Raw genomic sequence first — 23,489 nt, 5'->3', positions numbered from 1 at the left:
CGCAGCGCTCACGCCACAGACCTCCACCTGTGAGGCGCCTCATTCGTCAGCCGAGAACCCGTACCAGCCTGCGCCTCGCTGGCCTTCGCCCACGCGCGCCGCACCCGCTGCTTCGGCGGCGGTGCGCCGTCATTGGCAGCCGGCTGCCGCGCTGCAGGGTGTCATGCCGGCCGGCTGGTGGGCGTGGCTCTCCTCGACGGACTCGCTGACCCAGCGTCTTGCCGGCGCCATGCAGCAGCAGGATGAACGCGATGGCCAGCCAATCCAGGGCCTGCGCGTGCGCCTGCTGCTGCAGGACACCGGCCCCGCACGGCTGGATGAGGCACGCCTGCTGGGCATCGGCCCACGCCGGCATGTCTGGCGACGCGAAGTGGCGCTCTGTCATGGCGATACGCCATGGGTGATCGCACGCTCTCTGGCGGCGCTGGACCTGGCCCACGGTCATCGCCTCTCGACGCTGGGCGAGCGCTCGCTGGGCCATTGGCTGTTTCGCCAGCCCGACCTGATACGCAGCGCCATCGATGTCAGCCGCGCCCCGCTGGTGCTTTCAAGCTCCAGGCCGCTGGCCCGCACCACCAGCCTGTGGATGCGCCGCTCGATGTTCTCGCATGGTCGCTTCAAGGTGCTGGTGCAGGAGGGCTTCACGCCAGCCTTCCAGCACGCGCTGCAACTGGCCTGAGCCGTGCGGCCGACTAGCCTCGTTTCCCTCTCTTCCCTTGCCCACTACCACCCGCCCAGGAGCCCCGATGACCGCGTCATCCACTTCCGCCGCTTCGCGTCCTTCCAGACTGGCCGACTACCTCGCCCTGACACGGCTGGACCGCCCCATCGGCACCTGGCTACTGATGTGGCCGACCCTGTGGGCACTGTGGCTGGCGGCAGATGGCATCCCCGAGCGCACGACCCTGCTGATCTTCATCGCCGGGGTCTACCTGATGCGCGCCGCCGGCTGCGTCATCAACGACTACGCCGATCGCCATTGGGACAAGCATGTCGAGCGTACGCGAGACCGGCCGCTGACTTCGGGCCGTATCTCGGAGCGCGAGGCACTGACGCTGTTCGGGGGGCTGGTCGCGGCCGCCTTCGTGCTGGTGTGCTTCACCAACCTGACCACGGTGCTGCTGTCGATCGTCGCCGTGCTGCTGGCGGCCAGCTACCCGTTCATGAAGCGCTTCCATCATCTGCCTCAGGTAGTGCTGGGCGCCGCCTTCGGCTGGGCGATTCCGATGGCCTTCGCCGCGACACTGGAAGAAGTGCCGACCTACGGCTGGTGGCTGTTCGCGGCCAACCTGATGTGGACGGTGGCCTACGACACCGCCTATGCGATGGTCGATCGCAACGACGACCTCAAGGTGGGCATCAAGTCCACCGCCGTGCTGTTCGGGCGGGCCGACAAGCTGATGATCGGCCTTCTGCAGCTGGGCATGCTGGCGGTATTGATCGGCATCGGACTGCACCTGGCGCTGGGCATCTTCTACTGGCTGGGGCTGGCTGCCGCCGCCGTCACCTTCGTCTGGCAGCAACGTCTGATCCGTGAGCGTGAGCGTGCGCCCTGCTTCCAGGCGTTCCTCAACAATCATTGGACGGGGCTGCTGATCTTCGCCGGTATCGCCCTGGCGACCTGGCCGATGAGCTGACGCCTGCATAAACATTCGCATTATTTAATTTAAAGCGATCCCTGCCCTCTGTTGCGCCCCAGCCCACGGTTCATGCCTGCCTGCCGCGCCTCCAAGGCGGCTGGCAGGCTTGCGTGCAAGCTGCCATGCTGGCAGTTGTCATCTCGTTGTCATATAAGCGGGTTGTAATCGTCATCGACTTGTCATTCTGGCGCGTGCGCCGACTGCTGCATGGGATCTAGCGATGAGCTCCAAGACCGTACTGATTGTCGACGATGAATCCTCGATTCGCGAGATGATCGCCGTTGCCCTCGAAATGGCGGATTACCGCGTGCTGGAGGCAGACAATGCCCAGGACGCCCACGCCATCGTCGTCGATGAAAAGCCCGATCTGCTGTTGCTGGACTGGATGATGCCGGGCACCAGTGGCCTGGAGCTCGCGCGGCGTCTCAAGCGTGACGAGACCACCTCGGAGCTGCCGATCATCCTGTTGACCGCCAAGGGCGAGGAAGACAACAAGATTCAAGGCCTGGAAGCCGGCGCCGACGACTACATCACCAAGCCCTTCTCGCCGCGCGAGCTGGTCGCCCGTCTCAAGGCCGTACTGCGTCGCACCACTCCCAAGGGGGTCGAGGAGGCGGTAGAAGTCGAGGGCCTGATGCTCGACCCGGCCAGCCACCGCGTCACCGCCCACGGCAACTCGCTGGATGTCGGCCCGACCGAATATCGCCTGCTGCAGTTCTTCATGACGCATCAGGAGCGTGCCTACACGCGCAGCCAGCTGCTCGATCAGGTATGGGGCGGCAACGTCTATGTCGAGGAGCGCACCGTGGACGTGCACATCCGTCGCCTGCGCAAGGCGCTGGGCACAGGCCATCAGCATCTGATCCAGACCGTCCGCGGCACCGGTTACCGCTTCAGCGCCCAGGCCTGAGGGATTCATGCGCTATTGGACCAACGAGCTATGGCGCCTCGGCTACCTTGCCGGTGGCTTCGGCCTGATCGGTGGCCTGCTGGGCCATCTGGGCTGGGGCCTGGCACTGGGCCTTTCGCTGTATCTGTTCGTCCATCTCAAGCACTTGAAGAGCCTCTATACCTGGCTGATCACCAATCCCCATGAAGAGCCACCACCCGGCGATGGCGTGTGGGGAGACCTGCTCGATCGTCTCTACCGCTATCAGAAGGGCCAGCGCCAGACTCAGGAGCGACTGCGCAGCATCCTCAACCGTATCCAGGAATCCTCCGAGGCCATGCGCGACGGCCTGGTGATGCTGGACAACCACGGTGACATGGAATGGTGGAACAGCGCTGCCGAGCAGCTGGTCGGTCTCAAGGCCAGCCACGACCGCGGCCAGCACATCACCAACTATCTGCGTGACCCCGTCTTCATCGATTACTTCAATCGGCTGGCCTACCGCGAGCCGCTGACGCTGCAGTCGCCGCTGTCTGACAACCTGACGCTGCAGATATCCATCACCCTGTTCGGTGACAACGAGCGTCTGGTCATGCTGCGTGACGTCACCCGCCTCTATCGCCTGGAAGAGATGCGCCGCGACTTCGTGGCCAATGTCTCCCATGAGCTGCGCACGCCGCTGACGGTGCTGGCCGGCTATCTCGAGACCTACTCCGATTACGCCGATGACCTGCCACCGCGCTGGCAGCGTGGGCTGGGCCAGATGAAGAGCCAGACCGACCGCATGCAGCACTTGGTCGAAGACCTGCTGACCCTGTCACGCCTGGAAACCGACGAGTTGTCCGACAATGGTCGCTGCATCGACATGGGTGCCCTGCTCGGCCATATCCGCGACGACGCCGAAGGCCTGTCCCAGGGACGTCACACCTTCTCCATCGAGGCCGATGCCAGCCTGTCTCTGCGCGGTGAGGAGCAGGAACTGCGCAGCGCGATCTCGAATCTGGTCTTCAATGCAGTGCGCTACACTCCCGAAGACTGCCATATCACCCTGCGCTGGAAGGCGGATGAACAGGGCCTGCTGGTCGAGGTGGAAGATGACGGGGACGGCATCGACCCGGTCCACCTGCCGCGCCTGACCGAGCGTTTCTACCGCATCGACAAGGGCCGCAGCACCGCCACGGGAGGCACCGGTCTGGGGCTTGCCATCGTCAAGCATGTGCTGATTCGCCATCAGGGCCATCTGGAGATCGACAGCCACCCCGGCGAGGGTGCGCGCTTCCGCTGTCACTTCCCCGACGAGCGCGCCTGTCAGGCGAGCGCTCCCCAGGCCAGCAGTGCGCTAGCCCAGTGATGTGCTGATTCAGTGATGAGCTGAGTCGGAGGCCAGCCCAACGCGGAACGCCCCGCAGCCACCTCGAAAGGAGGCGACTGCGGGGCGTTTCTTTTGCTCCGCCAGACGACGCTGCGGCTATCTCAATGACAAGCCAGTACAGCGGCAAGCCAGTTCAGCAACAAGCCACCTCTGCGACAGGCTGTCTTAACGACGCGGCGCCGGCAACTGACGGTAGTGGCTCTGCCACATCAGTACCGCCCCGGCGACAGCGCCCGGGATGAACAGCAGATTGGCCAGCGGCACCAGCGTCATGACGAACACCGCGGCGCCGAAGGTCAGTGAGGGCCACCAGCGCGCCTTGAGGCGCTGCTTCATGTCACCGAAGCTGACCTGATGGTTGTCCATCGGGTAGTCGAGATACTGGATCGACATGCTCCAGGCCGAGAACAGCCCCCACAACAGCGGCGAGAGCAGGTTCAGGCCCGGGATGAAGCCGATGATGAACAGCGCGATCATGCGCGGGATGAAATAGGCCAGCTTGGCCATTTCACGCTCCAGCGAGTCGACACCAATCTTCACCAGCCCACGGTCATCATCGATCAGGGTGCCATCCAGGCGATGCTCGACCTTCTCGGCCAGAATGCCGTAGAAGGGCGCGGCGATCAGGTTGGTCACCAGGCTGAAGGAGAAGAACACCACCAGCAACAGACTCACCACCAGCAGCGGCCAGATCAACCAGCTGAGCCAGTCCAGCCACGCCGGTACCTTGAGCATCCAGTAATCGATCCAGCCACCGAACTGGTTGAACAATACCCACAGCGTGATGCTGTAGAGCACCAGGTTGATCGCCAGCGGTACGAATACGAAGCGGCGCAGCCCGGGGGTATAGACCATGCGGGTCCCGCGGACCAGCGCCGATACGGCATCAATCATGCGACGTCCTCGTCATCTCAAAAGAACCGGCCAGCCAGCGGGCTGACCGGAGCCACACCCTAGCACTCCCGCCTGCGCGGCGCAGCTGTCGGCCGCCTGACACCGTTCGCGCGCCCACGACGCAATCGCCCCGCACCTGTCTGTGGGCAGGTGCGGGGCGAAAGAGGCGACACAGGGACAGGGAAACGCGTCAGCTCACTGCTTGTCCAGGTCCTGCGGCTTCAGCTCGTGGGTATCGGTATGACGCACATCCACGCCCTTGACCAGGAAGATGACGTACTCGGCCAGGTTGTCGGCGTGGTCACCGATACGCTCCAGCGCACGCAGAATCCACATCACGTTGAGCACCGGCGTGATCTGGCGCGCGTCTTCCATCATGAAGGTCATCAACGAACGCATGGCACTTTGATATTCCAGATCCACCGAGGCATCTTCACGCAGCACCTTGAGGGCAAGGTCGGTATCGAAGCGCGCGAAGGCCGTCAGAGAGTCACGCACCATGCTGCGCACGTGCTGACTGAGGTGACGCACCTCGACCATGCCGCGCGGGCTCTGGCCGTTCTCGACCAGCGAGATGGCGTTGCGTGCGATCTTGCTCGATTCATCACCGATACGCTCGAGATCGGAGGTGGCGCGGATGACGGCCAGCACCAGGCGCAGGTCGGAGGCCGCCGGCTGACGGCGGGCCAGCACCCGGGTGCACTCGTCATCGATCTTGAGCTGCATGTCGTTGACAGCCTTGTCGTTGTCGCGCACCCGCGTGGCGGTTTCACTGTCGCCTTCCAGCAATGCCGTGACGGCATCCTGCAGCTGCTTCTCTACCAGTCCGCCCATGGCCAGCAGGTGTGTCTTCAGTGCATCCAGCTCGTGATTGAACTGCTCTGAGATATGCTTGCCGTGCGAATCGCTGGTGATATCCATTTCCCTCTCCCGGAAAGTCGCCCACCGAGTCAGGGGGCGTGACATGAATGACGTGACAAGTATGGCCCACTACTGACTGACACAGCGGGCTCCCCCTCAGCATGCCGACACTTGATTGCAGTTATGTTTCACCCGGGGCGCAAAGGCGGTATCTGGCCGCCATCATCAGCAATATCAGGGCCAAAAGGCTACCTGGGTGCACGTTCGCGCATGAGCGCGCTAACCGAAACGCCCCGTGATGTAGTCTTCCGTCTGGCGGCGCCGCGGGTTGGTGAACAGCTGGTCGGTCGGGGCGAATTCCACCAGGCGGCCCTCATGCAGGAAGGCGGTGTCGTCCGAGACCCGCGCGGCCTGCTGCATGTTGTGCGTGACGATGATCAGCGTCAGGCGCGAGCGCAGCGAACGGATCAGCTCCTCGATCTTGAGCGTCGAGATGGGGTCCAGCGCCGAGGCCGGTTCATCCAGCAGCAGCACCTCCGGCTCGACCGCCAACGTCCGCGCGATCACCAACCGCTGTTGCTGGCCACCCGAGAGCCCCAGCGCGCTGTCGTGCAGGCGGTCCTTCACTTCTTCCCACAGCGCCGCGGAGCGCAGACAGGATTCGACCTTGTCATCGAGGTGGCGCTTGTCATTCTCACCGACCAGCCGCAGCCCGAAAGCCACGTTCTCGTAGACCGACATCGGAAAGGGGTTGGGTGTCTGGAAGACCATGCCGATCCGGCGGCGAAGCATCGGCACGTCCACGCCGCGCGCATGGATGTCCTCGCCCTCCAGCAGTACCTTGCCGGAAAGACGTGACTGTTCATCGAGATCGGTCATGCGATTGAAGGTACGCAACAGGCTCGACTTGCCGCAGCCGGAAGGGCCGATGAAGGCCGTCACGCGCTTGCGTGCGATCTGCAGGCTGACGTCCTCCAGTGCGCGGCGCGTCTGGTTCTCCTTGCCGACACGTGCCTGATAATCGAGGCTCAGGTGGCAGGTTTCCAGGCAGATGTCCTCAGCCGGCCGCGCAGGCGTCTCCTGAAGAAACAACTGGGGCTTGGGCTGTTCAGAGTCACGCCTCATTCGGTGGCTCCCTTGTAACGTTGTGCCAGCATGTGACGCAGGCGAATGGCACTCAGATTGAGGCATAGAATCACGACCACCAGCACCAGCGCGGTCGCGTAGACCAGTGGCCGACTGCTGAAGGCGTCGCTACTCTGGAAGGCCAGATCATAGACCTGATGCCCCAGATGCATGAATTTCCGGTCCAGATGCAACCACGGGAAGCTGTCATCCAGCGGCAGGTCCGGGGCCAGCTTGACCACCCCGACCAGCATCAGCGGCGCGACTTCACCCGCCGCACGCGCCACGGCCAGAATCAGCCCCGTCATCAGCGCCGGCGAGGCGGCCGGAATCACCACGCGCTTGAGCGTTTCCAGGCGTGTCGCTCCCAGCGCCAGCGCGCCTTCGCGCAGACGACGCGGCACGCGCGCCAGCCCCTCTTCCGTGGCGACGATCACCACCGGCAAAGTCAGCAGGGCCAGCGTCAGCGAGGCCCACAGAATGCCGCCGGTCCCGAAGGTCGGCGTCGGCAGTCGCTCGGAGTAGAACAGCTCATCGATTCCGGCGCCCAGTCCATAGACGAAGAAGCCGAGACCGAACACGCCGTAGACGATGGAGGGTACCCCGGCCAGATTGCGCAGCGCGATGCGCGTCAGGCGCGTCAGGCGCCCCTGATGGGCCACCTCGTGCAGATAGAGCGCCGCCATCACGCCGAAGGGCATCACCATGATCGACATCAGCACCACCATCAGCACGGTGCCGAAGATGGCGGGCCAGAGGCCGCCAAAGCCCTCGGTGGGCGCGCCGGCCACAAAGTCACGAAAACGCTTGAACGTCATCATCAGCCGGCCGCTGAAGCCCATCGCATTGGGCTGCCAGGCATTGCGGATATCATCGAGTGCGATGCGGCCTTCGTAGCCGCCATTGCCGCCCAGCAGCAACTGTCCGCCCGCCAGGGCATCACGCAGGGCACTCAGCTGACCTTCACGCTCGATGAAGGCGCTGCGCACCTCCTCCAACTCCTCCTGCATCTCCTGCTCGAGCTCAGCGTCCTCTTGAGTCCGCGCTGCGTCACCGTCAGCAGTGGCGCTGCGCCGGGATGCCAGAGACTGCTGCAGCGCCTGGTAGCGACTGCTCAAGGCTTCACTATTCAGGCGCAGTGCCTGCAACTGGCGGCGCTCGCTCTCGATCATCTTCAGGCGGGCAAACAGTGGCTCGGCGTCCTCGGACAAGGGCCGGGCAGGTCCGTCGCCGACGTCAGGCGTGTGGTCCATCTCCCCTGTCATCGGGTCACTCAGCGCCCGTGGCATGCCGTAGAGAGTGCGACCGTCACGCATTTCCAGCATCAGCGCCTGGCGGGGGAAGGTCATCCTGTCGAGCAGCGTCTCCGGCAGCCACTGCCAGCTGGCCGCGGCCCCGTCACGCGAAGATGTCTGCAGCAACCACCATTGCTGGCGAGCGTCGTCCCCCTCGCCCGAGGCGACACGGCGCATCTCCTCGTGCATCAGCTCGCCGAGCAGATGGCGATTGTCGGCCGCCGGCTCTCCGCGCGTGGTGGTCAGGGCCGTGGGACTCTGGCCCGGCTGCGCCGTCAGCTCCACCTCGACCAGCCGGGAGGGCCAGAAGTGACTGAAGGAGCCCACCACCAGCAGGCTGAGCAGGCCCAGCACCAGCACCAGCGAGACACTGACAGCCATGGCGTTCAGCCAGCCCCACGGGCCGCCGTCACGCCAGTAGCGCTGCAGGCGCCCGACCAGCGGCTCGCGCGGGCGCAGCAAGGAGGAGCTGGCACGATTGGTGTCAGGGCGACTCATCCCCAGCTCCCCTGATTGGGCGGCGTGAAGCGCTGTCGCAGCACTTCCGCCAGCGTATTGACCACGAAGGTGAAGACGAACAATGCCAGGGCAGCGAGGAACAGCAAGCGGTAGTGGCTGCTGCCGACCTCGGCCTCTGGCAGCTCGATGGCCAGGGTCGCGGCCAGTGAGCGCAGGCCCTCGAACAGGCTGGCATCCACCAGCGGCGTATTGCCGGCCACCATCAGCACGATCATCGTCTCACCGACGGCGCGCCCCATGCCGATCATCATCGCCGAGAACAGGCCGACGGCGGCGGCAGGCAGGATGACGCGACGCAGGCTCTGCCATGGCGTTGCGCCCAGCGCCGCGGAGCCTGCGGCCAGACCGCGCGGCACCGACGAGAGGGCGTCCTCGCTGAGCGTGAACAGGGTCGGCATCACCGCCAGCCCCAGTGCCATGCCAGTCACCAGGGTGTTGCGCTGGGCGTAATCGATGCCGTAGTGGCTGAACAGCCACTGGCGGAGGTCGCCGTCGAACCACCACTGCTCGACCTGGCCGGCGATGGTCACATCCAGCCACAGCAGCACGAACAGCAGCGGCAACAGCCCGAAGGCCGCCATGTTTTCCGGCAGCAGATTGCGCCATGCGCGCGGCGACAGGGTCCACAGGAAGCCGGCCACCATGGTGCCCAGCGGAATCAGGACCAGCCCCAGCAACACCGCCATCAGCTCACGCTCGACGAAGGGCGCGACCACCAGGGCGGCGATGAAGCCGATCACCACGGTCGGCAGTGCCTCCATCATCTCCAGCAGCGGCTTGATGCGGGAACGCTGACGCGGCGCCATGAAGCAGGCGACATGGATGGCACAGCCGAGCCCCAACGGCACGGCAAACAGCAGCCCGACCAGCGCCGCCTTGAGCGTGCCCCACATGATGGGCACCAGCGACAGACGGGGTTCGTGGGTGCCGGTGCTCTCCAGCTGCCAGATCCACTCCGGCGCAGCGCGCCCCTCGTACCAGACCTTGCCGAAGATGGCGTCGAGCCCGACGGCCTGATGCGGGTCGTGTATCGCAAGCCCGGCATAGGCCTTGCCCAGCGCCCCCAGCGGCGCGTCCTGAGCGAGCTGGCCAGGCAGCCTTGCCTCCCGGGACGCCGACGCCAGCAAGCGGCGGTCATCATTGTCGAATTCCAGCGCTACGCCTGCCGCGACCCGGGTGGCATCCAGCCAGTCCAGCACCTGACGGCGACGCTCGCTGGTGGCCAGATAGAGGCCAAGGCGGCCGTTGGCGTCCAGCGCGGCAAAGCCGAGGCTGTGATGGGCAGCCGCCATCGTCACCACCGGCGCCGACAGGCCACTGTCAAAGACGCCGGCCTTGACCAGCGGCTGCGCGTGCGCCGGCAACAGGTAATGGGTCAGGCCACCTGCCGCGTCCCCGACGATCAGGCTTCTACCGCCACGCAGGACGCTGAGCGCGGTGATCGCCGGCGATGACGCGGAGGCAGAAGAGGCCATAGCGTGATGTGCCAACTTGCGCGCCAGCGGCTTGGTCCCGGTGGAGGCCTCGCTCAGTTGCCACTGGGTGAAGCCATCGCGGTCAGCGGTGACCAGCAGACGCCCCTGCTGCGAAGACAGCCTGGCCGGGCCCGGCAACCACTGCTGCTGCCACTCGGAGAGCGGAGTCTGGCTTGCTGCATCATCCTCCAGCGCGCCTGCGGAGGCGTGTGGAGATGACAAGGCCAGACGCGCCAACCACAGACCATCGCCCTCCTCGTACGGAATGCGCAGCCACAGCTGGTCACGGCTGAGCATCAGGCTTGCCTGACGGCGCTCAAGCCCTGCGGGAACCTCGATGGCACTGCCGCGCAGGCGCACGCCAGCGGCGGACTGCTGTACCACCTGCAGACGATCATCCGCGAGCCAGACACCCGACAGCGGCGAGGTGCGCAAGTCCGCCGTCGAATCATCACTGGCCAGCACGGGAGGCAGCCCGTCACGCGCGGCAAGCGGCATGTCAGGCAAGGCGCTCAGCCCGTCAGGATCGGACAGCCAGTCAGGTTCGGTCTGAGCGGCAGGCATCTGCTGGTCGCTCACTTGCTGTTCGAGCGCCTGCTGAGGAAGCGACGTGACGCTGGCGGACTTGAGCAGCGGCCATGACACGCTGACCAGATAGGCCAGCATCACGACGACGATGACCATCACGCCCAGCCCGGCCGCTGTCAGCCACAGACTGGCAAGACGGTCATGCCGCAGACGACGACGCTGCATTCGGGAGGCATCAACTGCCGACATGAAATATCACCACGAAAGGATTCGCGCACTGGAGTGTCGACTCCGCAGACGCATGAAGCGGGTATGGCACCGAGATTATGTCCAAGTGATGACAGAGAGATGACAAAGGCGAATCAAAGGGCATCCACATCCTGAAGCCCCAGTTGCTGACGCCAGTGCAGCAGCTGCTTTTCCGGCAGTGGCACATAGCCACCACGCAGGATGGCCTGCTGACCCTGGCGCGACATGATCAATGACAGGAAGGCCTGCTCCAGCGCCGGGAGCGGCTCGTCAGGCACGCGATTGACGTAGATGTACAGGGCACGGGTCAGCGGATAGCGGCCATCGCGAATGCTGGCCCGGCTCGGGAAGACAGCGTGGCCGCCCGCCTCACGGCTGACGGACAGCTGCTTCACCAGCGGCGAAGAGGTGCTGAAGCTGGCATAGCCGATGCCATTGGGCGAGGAGCCTACCGCGCCGATGATGGAGGCCGAGCCCGGCTGTTCACTGACATCGAGGCGGAAGTCGCCATCGCACAGCGCGATACGGCGGAAGGCGCCGTAGGTGCCCGAGGTGGCACTGCGTCCGAAGCGCATGATCTGGCGGTCATTCCACTCATCACTCAGCCCCAGCTGGCCCCAGCGATTGGCCGCCTGGCCACCACAGCTGTGCGTGGCGGAGAAGATGGCATCCAGCTGCGCGATGCTGATCTCCTCCAGCGGGTTGCTGCGATGCACGATGATGCCCATCGCATCCAGCGCCACGGGCACACCCAGCGGCGGATAGCCGAATTCATGCGTGAAGTCCTGACGCTCCTGGTCGCTCATCGGACGCGACATCAGCCCGATGCGGGTAGTGCCGGCGATCAATGCCGGCGGGGCCGTCGAGGAGCCCGCGGCCTGCAGCTGCACGCGTACCCCCGGATGATAGCGACGCAGCTGGGCAGCCCAGCGCGTCACCAGCACCGACAGGGTATCGGAGCCCACCGCCGTCAGGTTGCCCACCACCCCGGACACCGGGCGATATTCGGGCACCTTGTCGGCCAGTGCCGGAGCCGAGAGCGTCGAGAGCCCCAGCAGGCAGACAAGCGACATCAGCCGCAGCGACGGCAGCCCTGAGCGCAGGCGGGGCGCGCATGAGGAGGACGCATATAAGGAGGACACGGATGACCCGCGACGCGACGCGAACACGGCGCGAAAGCCTGAACGGACAAGCGACCCGACGGAAACTGACATGGCGACTTCCCACCAGAGAATGAACGAGATGACGATGCGACACGGAGCTGGCCACTGCTTGCCACGCCCATGGTGACGGGCAGGCGACGGTGAAACAAGGTGGCCCGTGCAGCACAGCGAAACACTACGAGTATCCGTCATTGCTGCGTTGAGGAACGATACTCCATGCTGCAGCGCAAAAAAATTTCCTGACAGTCCCTTATCAGTGAGGACAGTGCTTTGTCCGCCAGAGTAGGATACAGAAGATGATGAAGCCGCTGCGGCTCATCCGCCATGGTCTGCGTCGAACTGATGCTATCGATGGCCCCCGGTGACTTTCTTCGGCGATTGCCGAAGTGCCCTATATAAGGCCCCCTGTGCAAGGCAGTGCCCTGCGCCAAAAGACGCACCTTTTTCAGATGGAAGGGTGCAGAAATGAAATGACCATTTTATAACAACAAGATAGCGAGTCATGACATGCAAGCTCTGGATGATATCCCGACGCCGAACGGCACACTGACGCTCAAATTGATCGCCCAGCGCCAGGACACCAATCTCTATGGCGACATCAGCGGCGGCTGGCTGATGCACCGCATGGACGAGGCCTGTGAGCTGGCCGCCGGGCGCGTCGCCCACGGGCGCACTGCCACCGTGGCCGTCGAAGGCCTCGATTTCCTTTCGCCGGTGCGTATCGGCTCAGTGGTCAATATCTTCACTCAGGTGGCCGAGGTCGGGCGCAGTTCGATCAGGCTCGCCGTCGAGGTCTGGATCCGCCCGCCGCAGGAGCGCAATCAACACGCGCTGACCAAGGTGACCGAAGCCTGCTACGTGATGGTGGCACTCGATGACAATGGCCGCATCCGTGCCGTACCGGAGCAGGCCAGCACCGCCATCATCGAGGAGCAGGACTGATCCTGAGCAGGACTGAGCCAAGCGCCTCGCCTCTCTTCCTGTCAGCCACACGCCAAGAAAAAGCCGCCCTCAGGGGCGGCTTTTTCGTCAACAATCAGTCACGCGCTCAGACAGTCAGTCAGACAGTGCGGCAGGCAGTCCAAAAGAGACTCGCTCAGGCTTCGCCCAGCACCCGACCACGCGCATCCAGATAGGCCTGCTCACCGATACGCGACCAGGGCGCGACCTGCTGCTGGAAGGCGCGGTAGGACTCATAGACGCGCCTGGCGTCCTCATCCTTGGCGATGAACTCGTCCAGCACCTCGTTGGAGGCATCGAACAGCGCCGCATAGACGTCCTGGGGGAATTCACGCAGCTCCACACCGTGCTCCTCGACCAGCGAGGTCAGCGCGGTGGCGTTGCGCAGCGCGAATTCATCCACCATGGCGTGATTGGCGATTCTGGCCGCCTGAATCACCACCTGCTGCAGGTCTTCCGGCAATGCCTGCCAAGCCTCGAGATTGACGGTGCCTTCGAGGATGGCGGAAGGCTCGTTCCAGGCCGGTGAGTAGTAATACTTGGCCACCTGATGCAGGCCGAAGGCCAGATCATTGTAGGGGCCGACCCAGTCGGTGGCATCGATCACGCCGGTTTCCATCGCGGTGAAGATCTCGCTGCCCGGCAGATTGACCGCGCTGGCGCCGATGCGATTCATCACTTCGCCCGCCAGCCCCGGCAGGCGAATCTTCAGGCCCTTCATTTCCTCGAGACTGTTCACTTCCTTGTTGAACCAGCCGGCCATCTGGGTGCCGGTGTTGCCCACCGCCAGCGGCTTGAGGTTGTGGCGCGAGTAGATCTCGTCCCACAGCTTCATGCCATCGCCGTGATACAGCCAGGCGTTGGTCTCTGTAGTGTTCATGCCGAAGGGCACGGCGGTGAAGAACTGGGCCGCGGGGACCTTGCCCTTCCAGTAGTAGGAGGCCGAGTGGCCCATCTGGGCGGTGCCGGAGGACACGGCATCGAAGACTTCCAGCGCCGGCACCATCTCGCCGGCGCCATAGACCTTGACCTGCAGGCGACCACCGGAGAGCTGACCGATCAGGCTGGCGAACTCATTGGCACCGGTGCCCAGTGCCGGGAAGTTCTTCGGCCAGGAGGTGACCATCTTCCAATGGATGGTCTCGCCCTCGGCGGCATTGGCGGTGGACACGAAAGGCGCGGCGGCGAGACCGGCAGCACCGGCCCCCAGAGCAGAGAGAAAACGGCGGCGTTGCATGGGACTTTCCTTGTTCGAGTTGTGGGCAATGCATGACGCGGCATCAAGGCAGCATGGCTGCCACTATGCCGCGTCCCATGGATGGCCCACAACTGCACCAAGGCCGTAATGGCGCACGAATACCGCGCCCCCTGCGCCACTCTTCACCCCTTGCCAGCGCCTCGTATCAGCACCTGCTATCAGGACTTGCTGTCAGCTCAGCACTTCCAGCTTGGCAAAGCCCAGCACCAGCCACTTGTCGCCTTCGTCCTCGAAGCTGATCTGCACGCGCGCTCGCTCGCCCTGGCCTTCGGCATTGATGACCACGCCTTCCCCGAACAGCGGGTGGCGCACCAGGCTGCCGAGCGAGAGTGCCGGCATGTCGCCATTGGCCTCGACACTCTCCTGACGCGGGCCGGATGGACGGCGATTCGGCGTGGCGCGCTGGGTCGAGACCGGACGCGAGACCTGGCCACGCAGACGCACCTCTTCCAGCAGCTCTTCCGGCAGCTCACGCAGGAAGCGCGACGGCCGCTGGAAGGTCTCCTTGCCGTGCATGCGACGCAGCTCGGCGTAGGTCAGGTAGAGGCGCTGCATGGCGCGGGTGACACCGACATAGCACAGGCGACGCTCTTCCTCGAGACGCCCCGGCTCTTCCAGCGACATCTTGTGCGGGAACAACCCCTCCTCGACCCCGGCGACGAATACCACCGGGAATTCGAGCCCCTTGGCGGAATGCAGCGTCATCATCTGCACGCATTCCTCGCCTTCGGCGGCTTCATGATCACCGGCATCCAGCGCGGCTTCGGCGAGGAAGGGTTCCAGCGCCTCGGCCCCTTCGCTGGGGGCTTCCGGGTCCATGCGCTCGCCCTGACTGAAGGCACGGCAAGCATTGACCAGCTCCGAGAGGTTCTCGAGGCGCGCCTGGCCCTTCTCGCCCTTCTCGGCGGCGTGATGCTCACGCAGGCCGGTGGCGTGGATGACGTGCTCGACCAGCTCATGCAGCGCCATGCCGGCGGTGTCGTTGTCGAGGCCATCGATGATGTCGGCGAAGGCTCGCACGGCAGTCGCGGCGCGTCCCTTGAGGACGCCATCGGAGACCGCATCGCTCATCGCCTGCCACATGGTCAGGTTGCCGTAACGTGCGCGCTCGCGCAGCTGCTCGACGGTGCGCATGCCGATGCCACGCGCCGGCACGTTGATCACGCGCTCCAGTGCCGCATCGTCCTCGCGGTTGTTCATCAGGCGCAGATAGGCGAGGGCGTTCTTGATCTCGAGACGCTCGTAGAAGCGCTGGCCGCCATAGATGCGATAGGGCATGCCTTGGCGGATCAGCGTCTCTTCCAGCACGCGTGACTGGGCATTGGAGCGATACAGGATCGCGATCTCGTCGCGGCTGTAGCCATGCTCATTGACCAGCTCGCGAATGGTATCGGCGATATAGCGCGACTCGTCGATATCATTGAAGCCGGCATAGACACGAATGCGCTCGCCACGACCGCTGTCGGTCCAAAGCTCCTTGCCCATGCGCCCGCCGTTGTGGCTGATCAGGGCGTTGGCGGCCTCCAGAATGGCGCTGGAGGAGCGGTAGTTCTGTTCCAGACGCACCACACGGGTGTTGGCGAACTCCTCGGTGAAGCGCTGGATGTTCTCGACCCGCGCGCCACGCCAGCCGTAGATGGACTGGTCATCATCGCCGACCACGGTCATGCACTCGCGATCACCGGCCAGCAGCTTCAGCCAGGCGTACTGCAGGGTGTTGGTATCCTGGAACTCGTCGACCAGCAGGTGGGCGAAGCGCTCGCGGTAATGCGCCAGCAGATGCGGCGTATCACGCAGCAGTTCCAGCGAGCGCAGCAGCAGCTCACCGAAATCGACCAGGCCGCCGCGTTCACAGGCGAGCTGATAGAGCTCGTACATCTCGACCATCTTGCCCATGTAGGCATCGCCATGGGTCTGCACCTGATGGGCGCGCAGACCTTCCTCCTTGCAGCCGGCGATGAAGTACTGGACCTGCTTGGGCGGCCAGCGCTCATCGTCGACGTTGTGCTCCTTGAGCAGCCGCTTGACCATGCGCAGCTGGTCATCGCTGTCGATGATCTGGAAGTGCTCGGGCAGGCGCGCCTCCTGCCAGTGGGTGCGCAGCAGACGGTGACTGATGGAGTGGAAGGTGCCGACCCACATGTGGCGCAGGCTGCTGCCATTGAGCGCCTCGAGACGCGTGCGCATCTCCCGCGAGGCCTTGTTGGTGAAGGTCACCGACAGGATGGCGTAGGGCGAGAACTGATATTGGTCCATCAACCAGGCGATGCGGTGAACCAGCACGCGGGTCTTGCCGGAACCGGCCCCCGCCAGTACCAGCATGTTGCCCGGCGGCGCGGACACGGCCTCACGCTGATGCGTGTTGAGGTGATCGAGGAGGGGCGATTCGGACATGCAGGGCTCACCACAGGGCAGAGGAGTCGAGGAGCGGAGCAGCGTGAGATTCGCTGCCCCTGTTCAGGCATCCACCTTATCACAGCGGCCTGCCCTGCTCTTCCCCGCGCCGGCCTTCCTTGCACATACGTGCCTTGCACTTGCCTTCAAGACAGATGATGCCCGGACGGTGCTCAGTGGGTATCGAAGTCGTGGTCGTCGATGCGCAGGGTGGCGAGGCTCTTCTTGACCGCCTCCAGCTGCTCCTTGAGCTTGGGCCCGCGCGCCTTGGCGACACCGACCGCCAGCGTATCGACGATCACCAGGTGCGCGATACGTGAGCTCATCGGGGTGTAGATCTCGGTGTCTTCGTGCACATCGATATGCAGCGGCAGCGTGACTTCATCCGCCAGTGGCGAACCACTCGGGCACAGCCCGATGACGGTCGCGCCGGCGTCCCGCGCCAGACGCACGCTGGCGATCAGCGCCTTGGTGCGGCCGGTCTGGGAGATGGCCACCACCACGTCGCGCGGCCCCAGCGTCACCGCTGACATGTTCTGCATGTGCGGGTCGGTGTAGGCGGCGGTGGAAATCTGCAGGCGGAAGAACTTGTGCTGGGCATCGTGCGCCACGGCGCCCGAGGCACCATAGCCGTAGAACTCGACCCGGCTGGCGGAGGCCAGCGAGTGGATGGCACGCGCGACGGCTTCGGCGTCCAGGCGGTCACGCACCGACAGCAGGGTGCCGATGGTGGAATCGAACAGCGAGTGCGAGAACTCGGCCACGCTGTCGGAGTCATTCATGGAGAACTGGGCGAACTGGGTGCCGGTGGCGAGGCGTTGCGCCAGCTGCAGCTTGAAATCCTGGAAGCCGGCAAAGCCCATTGCCCGACAGAAACGCACGACCGTCGGCTCACTGACCGATGACTCGCTGGCCAGATCGACGATCCGCATGTGAATCACTTCCTCCGGATGGCGAAGGACATAGCGTGCGACCTTTTGTTCAGAGCGGCGGAAATTCTCCATCCGGCTCCTCAGGTCGTCGAAGATGGCATGGCTCACGGCACACTCCTTGCAGACTTCATGGGCATGCCTGAGCTTACGTCATCCCCCCGGGGGTGTCGCCTGCACAGGCAGGCGATAGTCACAATTTTGTCAAGTGAGCTATAGTAAAACGGTGTGGCGCCAGTGAAAGCCCACATCCTTTGGATGCCATGGAGGTCGAATCATGCGTAATTCAGAGCAGGTAGATACGCTCAAGAAAGAGCTTCTCGATATTTTCATGACTCTCGGTGCCGACGAACATCAGGCCCGCAAGAAACAAAGCGCAGTCCGCCATCTCCGCGCCCGTCGTGGAATAGAATTGCACAACGAAATCAAGCGCCTAAGCGAGGATTTAAGCGACATCGAAGTGCTGGAAATGGATACTGAAAGCGATATCGACACCCACTGATTCCAGGCGGGGAGGCGATACGCTCCCCGCCGATCAGTGATGTTTTCACGCTCTGATCCGCCAGGATTCGGGCTCCATGCGACACCTTCCACCATCTCTTTCGAGCATGGTCGTACCCCCCTCTCGCGGTATTTCTCGCCAGATCCTCCCGACGAACACTTCTTGTTACGGCCCTTGTTGCGTCTGGATTCTCCTGAAATGGCGCGTTTTCTACACAAGGCCTGAAGATATCTCGCCGAAAGATCGTGATATTCATGCCTCATATTGCAAAACCCTACGACCAATGACGCACCATTACAGTGCGAGCGCTCACTGACCCTCTCTGACCTCAGAAAATCCGCCTCTGCCTCGTCAGAAACACGAGAGGCCCGCCGGATAGGCGAGCCTCTTGAGGTACTGCATCTTCGTGCTGAGTGTGACGTGCCGCTGCTGCGGTCAGCGAGGGCGGAGGTAGTTACAGGCTGGACGCGAACACCACGACTACACCGATCGGGGCGATATAGCGCGCCACGAAGCTCCACAGCGAGAAGGCAGAGTCGCTCATGTTGAGCTGGCTGCGCACCTCGTCACGGCCCATGAACCAGCCGACGAAGACGATGGTCGCCAGACCGGTCAGCGGCAGCATCAGCTTGCTGGTCGCGTAGTCGAGCAGGTCGAAGATGGTCATGCCCTCGAACTTGCCGAACATGCCCAGCGGCGCCACGTCACTCCACAGGTTGAAGGACAGGATGGTGGCGATGCCCAGCAGCCAGGTGGCGATACCCGCGACCCAGGCCGAGCCGACGCGCGACATCGGCGTCTTCTCTTCCAGCCATTCGACGATGGGCTCCAGCAGCGAGATGCCCGAGGTCCAGGCCGCGAATACCAGCAGCACGAAGAACACCACGCCGAAGACTTCACCGCCCGGCATGTGACCGAAGGCCAGCGGCAGGGTCTGGAAGATCAGGCCCGGGCCCGCGGCGGCGTCGAGGCCGTTGGAGAACACCACCGGGAAGATGGCCAGGCCGGCCAGCAGGGCGATGACGGTATCCAGCACCACCACGACCAGCGCGGTACGCCCGATGTTGACGTCATCGGACAGGTAGGAGCCATAAGCCATCATGATGCCCATGCCCAGTGACAGGGTGAAGAAGGCATGCCCCATGGCCGCCAGCACGCCATCCTTGTCGAGCTTGGAGAAGTCCGGCGTCAGCAGCCAGGCGGCCGCATCAGCGAAGCCATCGGTGGTGGCGGCGTAGCCGACCAGCACGATCAACATCACCGCCAGCAGCGGCATCAGGATCTTGGCGGCACGCTCCAAGCCACCGGCGACCCCGCCAGCCACGACCAAGATCACCATCAGCATGAAGGCACTGTGCCAGGCCAGCAGCGTGGTCGGGTCCCCCAGCAGACCGCCGAACAGACTACCGGCCGTGTCAGAGGTCAGGGTTTCGAAACTGCCACTGGCCGCGTCGGCGATGAAGGCCAGCGCCCAGCCGCCGATGACGCTGTAGAAGGACAGGATCAGGTAGGCGCCGAGCACGCCGGCCACCCCGATCAAGACCCAGGCGGGACTGCGTTTGAGCCGGGCGCTGATGTGGCTCATGGTCGAGATGGGGTTCTTCTGACCCAGGCGACCCAGCAGCCATTCCGACATCAGGATCGGCAGGCCGATCAGCAGGATGCAGATCAGATAGACGAGGACGAAGGCACCGCCGCCGCTCTCACCTGTCATGTAGGGGAATTTCCAGATATTGCCCAGACCGACGGAAGAACCGACGGCAGCCAGGGTAAAGGCCAGGCGAGAAGACCACTGTGCGTGGGAATGCGGTTTGGATGACATGTGAATCCCTGATTCGTCGCGAGGGCGCCAGTCGCTGGTAGCGACTTCGGGCACCTTGTTGTGCTTGTTGCATCATGCTGCCAATGCGGACGGATCATCCGTGGCCAACACGATGGCGTCGCAGGATCACTGCTGTGGTGCTCCCGGCATTCACGCTGACCGGGTAGGTCGTGGGGAATGACAGGCAAGTGCCGATAGGCACGCCGGAACGGGCAGACTGCCCATCTCCGGTAAATATCGCCGCGGTAACGGCAACATGTGGCTAAAGCTACTCGATTGAGGGGCCATCTGCCAGCAAGCCACCATCAGACCATGGCCTCACAGGAGAAACCTCACGCCCTGATGAAGCGTCAGAACAGGCTGCCCTGCCCCTCGCCCGGAAAGGCCCCGACCAAGGGGCGGTCCAGTTTCGCCAGCACCTGATTGGCCAACAGGCGTGCCAGTGCGGGCGCTGCCTTGTTGTCCGGTGTATGCACGAAGAGGAACGGGCTTTTCCCCTGACTTATCCACAAGAAAAGTCGCTCTACCCAGGGAGCAAACAGTGCCCGATTGGTGGCTTCATCGTAATGACCGATGAAACGCACCACGGGATGTTGTCCGCTGGAGAACACATGCAATGGGCGGTGAGGCTTTTCCGAGCGCGCCACCGCAAGGCCCGGATGCGCGGTGGCAGGGCCACTGAAGAGTGGACGCACATCCAGCATCACGCGATCGACTGCGTGAGTTATCAACAAGCGATTCAACTGTCGTTCCACCTCACCCTTGGCGAAGAAAATCGGGTCGCGGGGCTCCACCGCCCAGGCGAGCCCTGCTCCCTTCACCGACTGCAGGAATTGCTCGAGGCGTGGCAGGACTTCCGCCCCGAGGTCACGTGGCAGCTGAATCATGATCGGACCGAGGCGGTCCTTTATCGGTACCAGGCAATCGAGAAATGCCGCCAATTCCTGCTCGATGCCCTGCAGGCGCAATTCATGCGTCAGTCGGCCCGGCAACTTGAAGCAGAAGCGAAAATGGGCCGGCGCCTGACGAGCCCAGCTGGCGATGGCAGCAGGCGTGGGTTGAGCATAGAAGCTGGTATTGCCCTCGACGCTATCGAAGACCCGGGCGTAATCCGCCAGATGTTCCCGCGGGCCGCTGCCCGGCAGCAGGCTGCCACGCCAGTCGTCATTGGCCCACATCGCGAGCCCGAGATGAAGATGCCCCGCCGTGTGCGAGGCATCCGACGGTGTGGAGGATGCATGAAAATGGTGCATGAAGAGGCCAGAACTAGAGGAATATAAGGGCCAAAGAGCCAACAAGCCGAAGAATATCGTCTGCCAGAGCGACGTAAGCACAATAAAAACTGTCATCACGGCGTGCTATGGTCCGCATCCTGCATGACACGTCAGCAGGCGGTCCACCCACCGCCCTGACTCCGCTTCCCGCCAGCCACAAGCCGCGCCGGAAGACACTCTTGTTGACTGCCCATACCCCGGAGCCTGTCATGACTGCTTTCCAACGACTCATACTGCGCGCCAGCGGCAGCCGCTCACGCGCGGCAAATGCCATCACCCTGCGTAGCCTGATCACGCTCATCGAGGGCTGCCTGCTGGTGGCGCTCGGCGTACGCCTGCTGCAGGCCGGTGGCCTGCTGGTCAGTGGCACTGCCGGCATGTCGTTGCTGGGTGCCGACCTGACAGCACTGAGCTTCGGCAGCCTGTTCTTCCTGATCAACCTGCCCTTCTACGGCCTGGCCTGGAAACAGCTGGGGCTGAATTTCACCCTGCGCACGCTGGGCTGCGTCAGCCTGCTCTCCGTGCTGTCCGATGTGTTGGCGGTCAGCTTGCCGCTGGGTGCCGTCAGCCTGCCGGTCGCGGCGATTGCCGCAGGCCTGTTGATCGGTCTGGGCATCACACTGCTGTTTCGCGAGAACGCCTCGCTGGGCGGCCTGAACATTCTGGCGCTGCATTTGGAGCGACGCTTCGGCATCCATGCCGGTCGCACCACCTTCGCCTTCGACCTGCTGCTGATCGCGATCGCTGCACTGGTCTACCCCTGGCCACAGGTCATCTGTTCGGCGCTGGCATTCGCGACACTGTCCTTCGTGCTGGGCCGCTATCATCGCCGCACGCCTCAGACCGCACAGCCTGCCTCACCGGCGCATGACAAGCAGGTGCAGACGGCTCACTAGCGGCGACCGCGTCCCCCATTGGAGGAACCGCCCCCCTTGTACGAGTCGCCCTTGCCAGCCGGGCTGTTTTTCCCCGAGCTCGTGTTGCCGTAACTCTTGCTGCTGCCGCCCTTGTTGGCAGCGGTCTTACTGTTTGCAGAGCCCTTGTTGGCAGAGGTCTTGTTGACAGAGCCCTTGCTGTTGGCCGCGCCACGCTCATTGCGGCCATCACTGGCATTGCCACGCGTGCGCGGCTTGAGGCCGCCGGCGAGCTTGCCGGCGCCTCCCGAACTCTTGGTGGTATTCCTGCGGGCACTTCTACCGTCACTTCTGCCTTCCTGATTGCCACGCCCTGGGGTGCGCTCATCAGAACGCTCGCGACGCCCTGTACCCTCTTGCTTGGTTCCTGCCTGCTGAACGCCTGAACGCTGGCCCGGATGGCGTTGACCAGCACCGCGCTGACCTGTGTCGCGCTTATCAGAGCTGCGCTGGCCGGATCCACTCTTGCCACCTACATGACGCCGAGTCCCGTTACGCCGCCCAACGTCCGTATCCCGGGCGGCGCGCTGATGGCGCGCGGCCGTCGCGTGCTGGGAAGGAGGCGGTGCCGCCGCCAGGCGCGAGGCTTCCTCAGTGCCGCTGGAGCCCTCGATCATCTGCTGGATATCCGCCATCTCGCGCTGGGTGAGATAGCGCCATTCGCCGACTCCCAGCCCGTCCAGGCTGACATTCATGATGCGCACCCGCTTGAGCTTGAAGACCTCATAGCCCAGCGCCTCACACATGCGACGGATCTGACGGTTGAGGCCCTGGGTCAGGATGATGCGGAACACATAGGTCGAGATCTGCTCGATGCGACACGGCTGGGTGATGGTGTCCAGAATCGGCACGCCAGCGGCCATGCGCTTGAGGAAGTCGCCGTTGATCGGCTTGTCGACCCGCACCACGTATTCCTTCTCGTGGGCATTGCCAGCACGCAGGATCTTGTTGACGATATCGCCGTCACTGGTCAGGAAGATCAGGCCATCGGAGGGCTTGTCGAGGCGACCGATCGGGAAGATGCGCTTGGGATGACCGATGTAATCGATGATGTTGCCGTCGACATGGCGCTCGGTGGTACAGGTGATGCCCACCGGCTTGTTGAAGGCCAGATAGACCGCTTCCTGCTTGGCTTTCAATGGCTTGCCATTGACCAGCACCTCATCGCCCGGCGCGACCTTGGTGCCCATTTCGGGCACGACACCATTGATGGTCACGCGTCCTTCGGCGATGTAGCGATCCGCCTCGCGTCGCGAGCAGAAGCCCGTTTCGCTGATGAACTTGTTGAGGCGGGTAAGCGATGCGTCGCGATCAGTCATGGCAGGTCACGTGCGTGCGCCGGGCGATGAACGCGCAGCGGACGGAAGGGGGTAAGAAGGCAGGCGCACAGGATACCAAAAACGGCAGCCCTGAGGCTGCCGTTGGC

The 23,489-nt window shown here is 63.8% G+C and carries 19 protein-coding genes; 7 read left to right on the top strand and 12 right to left on the bottom strand.

Annotated features, from left to right (window positions below):
- Positions 1-121 precede the first annotated feature (121 nt).
- The 4 genes from NH396_RS10800 (at position 122) to phoR (ending at position 3,880) form a co-directional block, all read left to right on the top strand.
- A complete protein-coding gene (locus NH396_RS10800; protein WP_366071722.1) occupies positions 122-679 on the top strand; it encodes a chorismate lyase in 558 nt (185 codons plus the stop codon).
- Positions 680-746: 67 nt separating this feature from the next.
- Entirely contained in the window at positions 747-1,637 is an 891-nt protein-coding gene (gene ubiA / locus NH396_RS10795; RefSeq protein WP_176678545.1) for a 4-hydroxybenzoate octaprenyltransferase, read from the top strand.
- Positions 1,638-1,860: 223 nt separating this feature from the next.
- The gene (gene phoB / locus NH396_RS10790) at positions 1,861-2,550 is read left to right on the top strand and encodes a phosphate regulon transcriptional regulator PhoB (protein WP_043331741.1); all 690 of its coding nucleotides are present in this window, start codon (positions 1,861-1,863) and stop codon (positions 2,548-2,550) included.
- Positions 2,551-2,557: 7 nt separating this feature from the next.
- Positions 2,558-3,880: a phosphate regulon sensor histidine kinase PhoR gene (phoR, locus tag NH396_RS10785; protein WP_176678546.1), complete on the top strand. Its 1,323-nt coding sequence runs from the start codon at positions 2,558-2,560 to the stop codon at positions 3,878-3,880.
- A gap of 186 nt (positions 3,881-4,066) precedes the next feature.
- Here the strand turns inward: phoR and cysZ are convergent, their stop codons facing one another.
- The 6 genes from cysZ to NH396_RS10755 form a co-directional block, all read right to left on the bottom strand.
- A complete protein-coding gene (gene cysZ / locus NH396_RS10780; RefSeq protein WP_176678547.1) occupies positions 4,067-4,795 on the bottom strand; it encodes a sulfate transporter CysZ in 729 nt (242 codons plus the stop codon).
- 195 nt (positions 4,796-4,990) lie between these two features.
- The gene (gene phoU / locus NH396_RS10775; RefSeq protein WP_176678548.1) at positions 4,991-5,716 is read right to left on the bottom strand and encodes a phosphate signaling complex protein PhoU; all 726 of its coding nucleotides are present in this window, start codon (positions 5,714-5,716) and stop codon (positions 4,991-4,993) included.
- A 219-nt stretch (positions 5,717-5,935) separates the two neighbouring features.
- Entirely contained in the window at positions 5,936-6,781 is an 846-nt protein-coding gene (pstB, locus tag NH396_RS10770) for a phosphate ABC transporter ATP-binding protein PstB (protein ID WP_253063561.1), read from the bottom strand.
- A complete protein-coding gene (gene pstA / locus NH396_RS10765; RefSeq protein ID WP_253063552.1) occupies positions 6,778-8,574 on the bottom strand; it encodes a phosphate ABC transporter permease PstA in 1,797 nt (598 codons plus the stop codon). The genes pstB and pstA overlap by 4 nt, the downstream gene beginning before the upstream one ends.
- Complete coding sequence (locus NH396_RS10760; protein WP_176678551.1) at positions 8,571-10,847, bottom strand: ABC transporter permease subunit; 2,277 nt, start codon at positions 10,845-10,847, stop codon at positions 8,571-8,573. Before NH396_RS10760 ends, pstA begins: the two co-directional genes overlap by 4 nt.
- Before the next feature lie 113 nt (positions 10,848-10,960).
- Positions 10,961-11,920, bottom strand: a complete 960-nt coding sequence (locus NH396_RS10755) for a phosphate ABC transporter substrate-binding protein (RefSeq protein WP_253063550.1) — start codon at positions 11,918-11,920, stop codon at positions 10,961-10,963.
- Between the two features lie 597 nt (positions 11,921-12,517).
- On the opposite strand from NH396_RS10755, the gene NH396_RS10750 reads away from it, so the two are divergent.
- Positions 12,518-12,952: an acyl-CoA thioesterase gene (locus tag NH396_RS10750; RefSeq protein ID WP_054556356.1), complete on the top strand. Its 435-nt coding sequence runs from the start codon at positions 12,518-12,520 to the stop codon at positions 12,950-12,952.
- Positions 12,953-13,106: 154 nt separating this feature from the next.
- Here NH396_RS10750 and NH396_RS10745 read toward each other — a convergent pair whose 3' ends face one another.
- From NH396_RS10745 to hexR, 3 genes are all read right to left on the bottom strand, one after another.
- Positions 13,107-14,207 (bottom strand): TRAP transporter substrate-binding protein DctP, encoded by a 1,101-nt coding sequence (locus NH396_RS10745; RefSeq protein ID WP_176678553.1) that lies wholly within the window; start codon positions 14,205-14,207, stop codon positions 13,107-13,109.
- Between the two features lie 192 nt (positions 14,208-14,399).
- Positions 14,400-16,622: a DNA helicase II gene (uvrD, locus tag NH396_RS10740; protein WP_253063548.1), complete on the bottom strand. Its 2,223-nt coding sequence runs from the start codon at positions 16,620-16,622 to the stop codon at positions 14,400-14,402.
- Between the two features lie 173 nt (positions 16,623-16,795).
- Positions 16,796-17,662: a transcriptional regulator HexR gene (gene hexR, locus NH396_RS10735; protein ID WP_043331730.1), complete on the bottom strand. Its 867-nt coding sequence runs from the start codon at positions 17,660-17,662 to the stop codon at positions 16,796-16,798.
- A gap of 166 nt (positions 17,663-17,828) precedes the next feature.
- Here hexR and NH396_RS10730 point away from each other — a divergent pair, with 166 nt between their 5' ends.
- Positions 17,829-18,053 (top strand): PA3496 family putative envelope integrity protein, encoded by a 225-nt coding sequence (locus NH396_RS10730; RefSeq protein ID WP_043331728.1) that lies wholly within the window; start codon positions 17,829-17,831, stop codon positions 18,051-18,053.
- 454 nt (positions 18,054-18,507) lie between these two features.
- Here the strand turns inward: NH396_RS10730 and NH396_RS10725 are convergent, their stop codons facing one another.
- Both NH396_RS10725 and NH396_RS10720 read right to left on the bottom strand, forming a co-directional pair.
- Entirely contained in the window at positions 18,508-19,875 is a 1,368-nt protein-coding gene (locus NH396_RS10725; RefSeq protein ID WP_176678555.1) for a sodium-dependent transporter, read from the bottom strand.
- 350 nt (positions 19,876-20,225) lie between these two features.
- On the bottom strand, positions 20,226-21,128 hold the full coding sequence (locus NH396_RS10720) for a DUF72 domain-containing protein (protein WP_176678556.1): 903 nt from the start codon (positions 21,126-21,128) through the stop codon (positions 20,226-20,228).
- A 230-nt stretch (positions 21,129-21,358) separates the two neighbouring features.
- Here NH396_RS10720 and NH396_RS10715 point away from each other — a divergent pair, with 230 nt between their 5' ends.
- Positions 21,359-22,045, top strand: a complete 687-nt coding sequence (locus NH396_RS10715) for a YitT family protein (protein WP_082388683.1) — start codon at positions 21,359-21,361, stop codon at positions 22,043-22,045.
- On the opposite strand, the gene rluF is transcribed toward NH396_RS10715, so the two are convergent.
- Positions 22,042-23,382, bottom strand: a complete 1,341-nt coding sequence (gene rluF / locus NH396_RS10710) for a 23S rRNA pseudouridine(2604) synthase RluF (protein WP_253063546.1) — start codon at positions 23,380-23,382, stop codon at positions 22,042-22,044. The genes NH396_RS10715 and rluF overlap by 4 nt on opposite strands.
- Between the last annotated feature and the right edge of the window lie 107 nt (positions 23,383-23,489).

Source organism: Cobetia sp. Dlab-2-AX, assembly GCF_024124625.1.
Classification (GTDB): Bacteria; Pseudomonadota; Gammaproteobacteria; order Pseudomonadales; family Halomonadaceae; genus Cobetia.
The sequence above is the reverse complement of the archived record's forward strand: the minus strand, read 5'-3'. Positions and strand labels throughout refer to the sequence as shown.